This is a genomic window from Streptomyces sp. (assembly GCF_035563135.1).
GTDB lineage: Bacteria > Actinomycetota > Actinomycetes > Streptomycetales > Streptomycetaceae > Streptomyces.
In genome coordinates, this window is sequence record NZ_DATMVN010000669.1 from 1 (window position 1) to 9417 (window position 9417).

General features: G+C 71.5%; 8 protein-coding genes. 6 read left to right on the forward strand and 2 right to left on the reverse strand.

Translation table 11 applies throughout. The features are described 5' to 3' along the window. Positions 1-306, reverse strand: a 306-nt coding sequence (locus VN520_RS29835) for a hypothetical protein (RefSeq protein ID WP_325750058.1), incomplete at its 3' end; no start/stop codon positions are given. A gap of 2 nt (positions 307-308) precedes the next feature. Further along, positions 309-668 (reverse strand): hypothetical protein, encoded by a 360-nt coding sequence (locus VN520_RS29840; protein ID WP_203185101.1) that lies wholly within the window; start codon positions 666-668, stop codon positions 309-311. A gap of 574 nt (positions 669-1242) precedes the next feature. Here VN520_RS29840 and VN520_RS29845 point away from each other — a divergent pair. The 6 genes from VN520_RS29845 to bluB all read left to right on the forward strand — a co-directional run. After that, the gene (locus tag VN520_RS29845) at positions 1243-2301 is read left to right on the forward strand and encodes a methionine ABC transporter ATP-binding protein (protein WP_325750059.1); all 1059 of its coding nucleotides are present in this window, start codon (positions 1243-1245) and stop codon (positions 2299-2301) included. Continuing rightward, positions 2298-2969 carry a methionine ABC transporter permease gene (locus VN520_RS29850; RefSeq protein WP_325750060.1) on the forward strand — a complete coding sequence of 224 codons (672 nt, stop codon included), beginning with the start codon at positions 2298-2300 and terminating at the stop codon, positions 2967-2969. The genes VN520_RS29845 and VN520_RS29850 overlap by 4 nt, the downstream gene beginning before the upstream one ends. A 72-nt stretch (positions 2970-3041) precedes the next feature. Further along, on the forward strand, positions 3042-3908 hold the full coding sequence (locus VN520_RS29855; protein WP_325750061.1) for a MetQ/NlpA family ABC transporter substrate-binding protein: 867 nt from the start codon (positions 3042-3044) through the stop codon (positions 3906-3908). A 141-nt stretch (positions 3909-4049) separates the two neighbouring features. Then, positions 4050-4688: a GNAT family N-acetyltransferase gene (locus tag VN520_RS29860; protein WP_325750062.1), complete on the forward strand. Its 639-nt coding sequence runs from the start codon at positions 4050-4052 to the stop codon at positions 4686-4688. Between the two features lie 120 nt (positions 4689-4808). Further along, positions 4809-6032 carry a precorrin-6y C5,15-methyltransferase (decarboxylating) subunit CbiE gene (gene cbiE, locus VN520_RS29865; protein WP_325750063.1) on the forward strand — a complete coding sequence of 408 codons (1224 nt, stop codon included), beginning with the start codon at positions 4809-4811 and terminating at the stop codon, positions 6030-6032. 332 nt (positions 6033-6364) lie between these two features. Next, the coding region (bluB, locus tag VN520_RS29870) for a 5,6-dimethylbenzimidazole synthase (RefSeq protein WP_325750064.1) at positions 6365-9417 on the forward strand (3053 nt) is incomplete at its 3' end.

The window sequence follows — 9417 nt, forward strand, 5'->3', positions numbered from 1 at the left end:
GAGCTCGGCGGCGCAGCACACCAGCGCCGCCCTGCGCGCCGTCTCCCCGCCCCGCACCAGCGAGTACGTGATGAAGCCGTAGACGACGGCGGCGACGGCCGAGAGGACGTACGCGAGCGGGGCCCTGCCGAAGTCCAGGACCATCTCGACGACCGAACGGGATGCGGCGGCCACGGTGAACACCCCGTAGAACCAGACCAGTACCCGCCCCGGCCCGGAGCCGAGCTCGAACTGCTGCTTCTGCCGCGGGGCGTCCCGCTCCGGGGCCCGGGACGCGGGCGCGCCCGTGCGGTCGGTGTCGCTCATGGTCAGTTTCCCCAGATGTCGTAGAGCCGCACTTCGAGGACGGCGAGCACGACCGCACCGGCCGCCACCGTCACCGAACCCCAGCGGGTCCGTTCCGACAGCGACAGGAAACCCGCCGCGGGCACGCTTGCGAAGGCGCCGATCAGATAGGCGATGAAGATCGTCATACCCTGGTCGGGCCGCTCACCGCGGGCCAGCTGCACGATCCCCACGAGCAGCTGCGCCAGCGCCAGCACGGAGACGACCGCCATGCCGATGAAGTGCCAGTCCTTCGTGGGCTGGTCCCGGTAGGCGGCGAATCCGCACCAGGCGGCGAGGGCGAGCGCGGTCACGGCGACCGCGACCGTCAGGGCGTCAAGCATGGAGCGAGGGTATTACGGCCGGGCGGAGCAGCCGCGTGGGGGCCCGGGGGACGGGCCGTCCCGAGGGCGTCAAGGAATCGTGGCCTTTGCCACAGGGCGCGCACGGCATGATCGTGCCGCCGTCTGCGGGGCGTGCCGGAGAGGATTCACGTTTCCGCTGGTCAAAGCGGTGCTCACGGGGTTCCTTCGTGCGGGAGACACCGTCCATCACCGTCCGCTATACGGACACGGTGAGCTGCTGGAACGTTACGTCTGTTTTACTTGGCGCATGACCACGACGAGCTACCGCAGCCCTGCGACCGAGGCGATCCCGACGCCCGGTGCTCGTTGTACGTGTCGAATGCGCGCCTTCTGAGGGCCCCCGCCTGAGCCTCGCGCCCCGAAGCGAGACCGAGCCCGTGCCGCCCGCACCCAGCGGATCGAGCAGGCCCGGGCACGCCCCGCACCCGGCGCCCCGCCGGGGCCGGACATGCCGAGACTCCCCCCCCGGTCGACCACCGAGAAAAGTCTCACCAGACGAATGCCCCGTGCCCGGCGGACACCGCGCCGTGCACTCGACAGTGACGGAAACCCTGTGATCACCACTTCGGGCCTCACGAAGGTCTACCAGTCACGCGGCCGTGAGGTCACCGCCCTGGACGGCGTCGACCTGCACGTCCGCGAGGGCGAGGTCTACGGCGTCATCGGACAGAGCGGCGCCGGAAAGTCCTCCCTCATCCGCTGCGTCAACCTCCTCGAACGTCCCACCTCGGGCACCGTGACGGTCGCCGGCCAGGACCTCACGGCCCTCGCCGGCCGCGGCCGGCGCGCCGGCAAGGAGCTCCGCCGGGCACGCAGCCGCATCGGCATGGTCTTCCAGCACTTCAACCTGCTGGACTCGCGCACCGTCCAGGACAACGTCGAGCTCCCCCTGGAGATCCTCGGGCTCTCCGGACAGGCACGCACCCGCAAGGCGCTCGAACTCCTCGACCTCGTCGGTCTCGCCGACAAGGCGAAGGCCTACCCCGGTCAGCTGTCCGGAGGCCAGAAGCAGCGCGTCGGCATCGCCCGCGCGCTCGCCGGCGACCCCAAGGTGCTGCTCTCCGACGAGGCCACCAGCGCCCTCGACCCGGAGACCACCCGCTCCATCCTGCAGCTGCTGCGCGACCTCAACCAGGAGCTCGGCCTCACCGTCCTGCTCATCACGCACGAGATGGACGTCGTCAAGACCGTCTGCGACTCCGCCGCGCTGATGAGGAAGGGCCGCATCGTCGAGTCGGGCACGGTCGGAGCGCTGCTGGCCACCCCCGGGTCCGAGCTGGCCCACGAGCTGTTCCCCGTCGGCGGCGCCCCCTCCGGGCCCGGCTCCACGATCGTCGACGTCACCTTCCACGGTGAGGCCGCGGCCCAGCCGGTGATCTCGCAGCTCTCCCGCACGTACAACATCGACATCTCGATCCTCGGTGCCGCGATGGACACCGTCGGCGGCAAGCAGATCGGCCGCATGCGCATCGAACTGCCCGGCGGCTTCGAGGAGAACGTCGTACCGATCGGCTTCCTGCGCGAGCAGGGCCTCCAGGCCGAAATCGTGGACGCAGCCCCCGTCGGCACCGCCGGCACCCCCGCCCCGATCACCAAGGAGGTGGCGAAGTGACCTGGTCCGAAATGCAGCCACTGCTCTCGCAGGGAACCATCGACACCCTCTACATGGTGCTCTGGTCCACGCTCGTCACCGTCGCCGGCGGACTGCCGCTCGGCATCCTGCTCGTCCTCACCGACAAGGGCGGGCTGCTGCAGAACATCGTGGTGAACAAGGTCATCGGTGTGATCGTGAACATCGGCCGCTCCCTGCCGTTCATCATCCTGCTGATCGCCCTGATCCCCTTCACCACCTGGGTCGTCGGCACCTTCATCGGACCGTCCGCGATGATCGTGCCGCTCGCCATCGGCGCCATCCCGTTCTTCGCGCGGCTCGTCGAGACAGCGGTGCGCGAGGTGGACCACGGACTCGTCGAGGCCGTCCAGTCGATGGGCGGGTCCATCCCGACGATCGTCCGCAAGGTGCTGCTGCCGCAGGCGCTCCCCTCGCTCGTCTCCGGCGTCACCACCACCGTCATCGTGCTCATCGGCTACTCGGCGATGGCCGGCGCGGTCGGCGGCGAAGGACTCGGCTCCAAGGCCGTCACCTACGGGTTCCAGCGCTTCGACGACCAGTTCATGCTCATCACCGTCGCGCTGCTCATCGTCATCGTGACCGTGGTCCAGCTGATCGGTGACGGAGCCGTACGCCTGCTGGCACGCAGGGGCCGCACCACCTCCTGAACGTCATCTCCCCCGAAGCCCGAACTCCTTGTCCGGGCGCACCACCGTCACCACCGGAAAGAGGCACTCTTCGTGCGTAAGAACATCAAGATCACCGCTGCCGCGGCGGCCACCGCCGCCCTCGCCCTCGGGCTCAGCGCCTGCGGTACGGACTCCGACCCGGCCGCCGAGGACGCGACCGGCGCCGGTGCGGACACCTCCAAGGCCCTCGTCGTCGCCGCGTCGCCGACGCCGCACGCCGACATCCTGAACTACGTCAGGAAGAACCTGGCGGACAAGGCCGGCCTCAAGCTGGAGGTCAAGGAGTTCACGGACTACGTCCTGCCGAACACCGCCACCGAGAACGGCCAGGTCGACGCCAACTTCTTCCAGCACAAGCCCTACCTGGACGACTTCAACAAGAAGAACAAGACCCACATCGTCCCGGTGGCGGACGTCCACCTCGAACCCCTCGGCCTCTACTCCAAGAAGGCCAAGGACATCAAGGACATCAAGGCCGGCCAGACCGTCGCCGTGCCGAACGACACCACCAACGAGGGCCGTGCGCTCCAGCTGCTCGCCGAGAACGGGCTGATCACCGTCAAGGACGGCGTCGGCACCAACGCCAAGCTCAGCGACATCACGGACAAGAAGGGCCTGGAGTTCAAGGAGATCGAGGCCGCGACCGTCCCGCGCGCCCTGGACGACGTCGACGCCGCCGTCATCAACGGCAACTACGCCATCGAGGCCGACCTCCAGCCCGGCAAGGACTCCCTGGTGCTGGAGAAGGCGGAGGGCAACCCGTACGCCAACCTCCTGGCCGTCAAGGAGGGCAACGAGGAGGACCCCCGGGTCCAGAAGCTCGTGAAGCTGCTCAACTCCGACGAGGTCAAGAAGTTCATCGAGGACACCTACAAGGGCTCGATCGTCCCCGCCTTCGGCGCACCCGCCAAGTCCTGACACCCGGGCACCACTTGCCCCACGAGCCCCGCGCACCCCATCAGGGTGCGCGGGGCTCCGCCGTGCGGACCCGGCCATGCACATCCACGGGCCGATGCTGCATGCTGGTGCCTCTACACGGTCTTCGGCATGGAGCTGCGCATGACTACCACCTTCCCGTCCATCTCCATCAGCACGGACAGGTTGGTGCTGCGCCCCTTCGACATGGCGGACGTCCCCGCGTACATCGAGATGATGAACGACGAGCTGGTCACCGCCTGGACCGACGCCCCGCACCCCTACACCCAGGTCGACGCCGAACGCTGGGTCCGCAGGATCGCGCCCGCCGAACGCACCCAGGGCAACGGCATAGTCTTCGCCGTCACCGAATTCCTCACCCAGCGCCTCGTCGGCTCGGTGCGCCTGCTCAACACCGACCGGCGCACCCTGGCCACCGAGGTCCGCTACATCACCGCCCCCTGGGCGCGCGGCGAGGGGTACGCCACCGAGTCCGTGCTGGCCCTCGCCGAGTGGCTCTTCCGCGACCAGGGCTTCGAGCGGATCGAGCTGCGCACCCCTGCCGGGAACACCGCCTCCCAGCAGGTGGCCCAGAAGCTGGGCTGCATCAGCGAGGGAGTCCTGCGCAACGCCCGCATAGCCAGGACCGCCACCGAGGACGGAGGCTGGACCGACATCAGGACCGACCTCATCGTGTGGGGACTCCTGCCCGAGGACCTGGAAGGCGTAGCGGAACAGCTGGCCGACGCGGGCGGCTACGGCACGTACGACGACTGGAACTGACCTCCCGCCCGGGCTCCGGGAGCCCCTGGCGGGGCGTTGGTACGGACCGGATACGCTCACCCTTGCTCCGCCCACCCCGCGCAGAGCCCCGCCTGCTCACACCCCAGGAGACTGACGACGATGGCCGACCGGGTCACGGTGATCGGCTGGGACGGCTCGCCACTGACCAGAGCGGCCACAGCCGCGCTCTCGGCCGCCACGCTCGTCGCCGGCGCCGCCCACCACCTCGCGCTGCCCGAAGTCCCCGGGCGTGCGGAACGCATCCGCCTCGGCAGCGTCGACCTGGCCGCCCGCAGGATCGCCGGCCACCGCGGAAGCGCCGTGGTCCTCGCCGACGGAGACCCCGGCTTCTTCGGCGTCGTACGCACCCTGCGCAAGCCCGAACACGGTCTCGAGGTCGAGGTCGTACCCGCCGTCTCGTCGGTCGCCACAGCCTTCGCCCGCGCCGGCATGCCGTGGGACGACGCGCAGATCGTCGTCGCCCACCCCCGCACCCTGCGCCGCGCGGTCAACGTCATCCGCGCCCACCACAAGGTGGCCGTGCTCACCTCCCCCGGCGCGGGCCCCGCCGAGCTCGCCCTGCTGCTCGAAGGCGTCCACCGCACCTTCGTGATCTGCGAGGAGCTCGGCACCGTGCGCGAGCGGGTCACCGTCCTCACCTCCGACAAGACGGCCGACCACACCTGGCGCGACCCCAACGTCGTCATCGTCATCGGGGGCGGCCCCGAGACCGCGGCCGGCGGCGCCTGGATAGCCGGCCGCCGCCCCGCCCACCCCGAGGGCGTCCGCGGCTGGGCCCTGCCCCCCGCTTCCTACGGCGGCACGGGGGAGGGCGGCGAAGGGGAGTCGCCCGGCCTGCGCGCGGCCCAGCTGGCCCGTCTCGGGCCGCGCACCGGTGATCTGGTCTGGGACATCGGCTCCGGCGGCGGCGCCCTCGCCGTGGAGGCGGCCCGCTTCGGCGCAGCGGTGCTCGCCGTGGACAGCGACCCCGACGCCTGCGCGCGTACGGCGGCCGCCGCCCGCACCTTCCAGGTGGGCGTCCAGGTCGTCCGGGGCACCGCCCCGCACGTCCTGGAACGCCTGCCCGAACCCGATGTCGTACGGATCGGCGGCGGAGGGGTCCCCGTGGTCACGGCGGTCGCCGACCGGCGGCCCGAACGCATCGTCACCCACGCGTCGAACAGGGACGAGGCGGAGGCGCTCGGTGCGGCCCTCGCGGCGAACGGGTACGCGGTCGAGTGCGCGCTGCTCCAGTCCGTGGAGATGGACACCTCCGCCTGGGCGGAGCGCGAACGCTCCGTCGTGTTCCTGCTCTCCGCGGTACGCACCGATCTCGCCCCCTGAGGTGGTCGCGGGGGAGCGCGAGGTAGGCTGACCGATTGTTGTACCGCGCCCGGCTGTTCGACGGTTCGCTCGTCAATGTCCGGAAAAGTGGACCATTTTGCTCCGCGACGTGGTACAGCGAAACCGGGGGACGCGCAACGTGGCGCAGTCCACAGCGAGCCGAGGCAGAACTGTCTGTCGCGGTGGCGAAAGGCCGCGAGAATATATACCTCCGTGCGCGTTTCGTGCCGCGCGGGGAGCCCGCTCGTTCTAGTTGACGAGCACCGGCGTGCCGTGGTTCGGGCATCCCGGGCGAAGGGCGAAGGAGCACTGACGATGGGCGAGGGGTACGCATGACTGACACCGGCCAGATCCCGGGCGAGGGACTGCCGGAGAACGCAGGCATGGTGGAGCAGCCGGGCGTCCCCGCACCGGACGCCTACACCTACCTCGAACCCTCCGAGCACCCGTCCGAGGACGACGACCTCCTTCTCATGCCCGCACCCCAGGGCGCGTGGAGTGACGCTCCGGCGGCGCCCGCGGGCCTGCCCGAGCAGTCCCCGGCGCCTGGGCAGGGCGTGAACGGCACGCACGGGTCCGGTGTGTCCGGCCTCCACGGCGTGCAGATCCCGGCGCACCGGCCCGTGCAGGTCCCGGCCGCCGCCGCGCCGGCCCGCCGCCCGCTGCACCGTGGTCCTGCGTCCACCGAGGCACCCACCTACGGCGGGGCGCATACCGGCGGAGTGGTGCGTTCACTCGCGGACCGGGGGCCGGCCGGCCCGCAGAACCCGATGCCCGCGCGGCACGCCGGACCGGCGACGGCAGGTCCCGAGTACTTCGCCACCCCGGCGGAGGACGCGTCCATGCTGCCGGGCCCGCAGCTGGGCGAGATCCCGCCCCAGGGTGCGCCGGCCTGGGGCCCGCCCGAGCCTGAGCCGGTGGCGGTTCCTGAGTTGACCGTGGTTCCTGAGCCGGCCGTGGTTCCCGAGCCTGAGCCGGTGGCGGTTCCTGAGCCGGCCGTGGTCCCTGAGCCTGAGCCGGTGGCGGTTCCTGAGCCCGAGTCGGCCGGGGTCTCCGAGCCCGAGCCGGTCGCCGTTCCCGAGCCGGTCGGGGACCCCGAGCCCGTCGCGGAGCCCGAGGCACCCGCCGCGCCCGCCGAGCATGACGCGTCTGTCCTTCTCGCTGAGTCCGTCGAAGCGGTGGTACCTGTCGTGCCCGCCGCGCCCACGGAAACGGACGCCTCTGAGCCGGCGGCTTCCGTGCTGCCGGAGGCTCCCGCAGAGCCGGCGGCGGAGACCGCCGGGGAACACCCCATGGACTCCCTGGCCGAGGTGCAGCCGGACGTACCGGTGGAGGTTCCCGCCGGGGTGTCCGCCGAACTGCCCGCCGAAGTGGCCGTCCCGGTCGGGCCGACGGGGCAGTTCGTACCCCTGGAGGACTCGGTACCCACGGTCCCGCACCCCGCGCCGACGCCCGTGGCCGAGGAGACCGCGGCCGCCCCCGCCGTCGAGCCCGAGCAGAGCGCCGATCCCGCGCCGCAGCCCGAGTTCCCCGTGGCGGATCCCGCCCCGGCCGGGCCCGAGACCGTGGAGGTGCTGGAGCCGGTCGCCTTCCAGCAGCCGGAGATCCAGCCCGAGGCCCAGCCCGAGGTCCAGTTCGAGCCCGTCGCGGAACCCGAACCGGCTCCCGAGCCCGCCGTCGTCGTGCAGGCCGGACCCCAGGTCCCCGCGGAGCCGGAGCCGGAGCCCGGCGCCGCGCCCGAGAACACCGAGGCTCCGGAAGCCGGGACCCCGCAGGCCGGACCCGCCGTAGTCGCGGACCCGGAAGCGCAGCCCCTGGACGCACAGGTACCGGCAGCCGAGGCCCCGGCCGTGGACGCTCCCGAGGTCGTGGACGTTCCCGAGGCTGTGGATGCTCCCGAGACCGTGGACGTCCCCGAAGAAGCCCTGCTCGTCGAGGCGGAGGAGGAGACCGCCGGCGCCGAGGCTCCGGCCCCCGCCGCAGGCGGAGCAGGCCCCGCCTCCGCTCCCGCCCCCGGTTACGACGACGCCGAGCGTGAAGCCGTCCTGCGGGTCATGCGTGAACGGCGCGACATCCGTAACGGTTTCCGTAGCGACCCCATCCCGCACGAGGTCCTCCTCCGTGTCCTGGAGGCCGCGCACACCGCACCGAGCGTCGGCCATTCGCAGCCCTGGGACTTCGTCGTCATCCGTTCCGCGGAGACGCGCCGTTCCATGCACGAACTGGCGCAGCGCCAGCGTGAGGCGTACGCCAAGTCGCTCCCCAAGGCCCGGGCCAAGCAGTTCAAGGAACTGAAGATCGAGGCCATCCTCGACACGCCGGTGAACATCGTCGTCACCGCCGACCCCACCCGAGGCGGCCGCCACACCCTCGGCCGGCACACCCAGCCGCAGATGGCCCCGTACTCCTCGGCGCTCGCCGTGGAGAACCTGTGGCTCGCCGCCCGCGCCGAGGGCCTCGGTGTCGGCTGGGTCAGCTTCTTCGACGAGCGGGAGATGGTCCGCGCGCTCGGCCTGCCCGAGCACCTCGAAGTCGTCGCCTACCTCTGCGTCGGTTACGTCGACGAGTTCCCCGAGGAGCCCGAGCTGATGCAGGCGGGCTGGTCCAAGCGCCGCCCGCTGTCCTGGGTCGTCCACGAGGAGACGTACGGCCGCCGCGCCCTGCCCGGCGAAGAGCCGCACGACCTCCTCCAGGAGACCATCGCCGGCATCCGCCCCCTGGACGCCAAGGCGCTCGGCGAGGCATGGGAACGCCAGAAGCGGATGACGAAGCCCGCCGGCGCGCTCGGGATGCTCGAGATCATCTCCGCGCAGCTGTCCGGGCTCTCCCGGCTCTGCCCGCCGCCCGTCCCGGAGCCCGCGGCCGTCGCGATCTTCGCCGGTGACCACGGGGTGCACGCCCAGGGCGTCACGGCGTGGCCGCAGGAGGTCACCGGCCAGATGGTCGCCAACTTCCTCGGTGGCGGCGCCGTCTGCAACGCCTTCGCCGCCCAGGTGGGCGCCGAGGTCTGCGTCGTCGACGTCGGTGTGGCAGCCGAACTCCCCGCGACACCCGGCCTGCTGCCCAGGAAGGTCCGTCCCGGAACGGCCGACTTCACCACCGGCCCGGCCCTCACCCGCGAAGAGGTGCTCGCCGCGATCGAGGTGGGCATCGAGACCGCCCGCGATCTGGTGGCGGCGGGCAACAAGGGCCTGCTCACCGGTGAGATGGGCATTGCCAACACCACCGCCTCGGCCGCGCTGATCTGTGTCTACACCGGCATGGACCCGGCAGAGGTGACCGGTCGCGGAACCGGGATCAACGACGAGATGCACGCCCGCAAGGTCGACGTGGTCCGCCGTGCCCTGGACCTGCACCAGCCCGACCCGGCCGACCCGATCGGCGT

What these genes read in the sequence shown, in the direction of transcription:
- VN520_RS29860 (WP_325750062.1), top strand. Translation starts at nt 4,050, where the DNA reads ATGACTACCACCTTCCCGTCCATCTCCATCAGCACGGACAGGTTGGTG.
- VN520_RS29840 (WP_203185101.1), bottom strand. Translation starts at nt 668, where the DNA reads ATGCTTGACGCCCTGACGGTCGCGGTCGCCGTGACCGCGCTCGCCCTC.
- cbiE (WP_325750063.1), top strand. Translation starts at nt 4,809, where the DNA reads ATGGCCGACCGGGTCACGGTGATCGGCTGGGACGGCTCGCCACTGACC.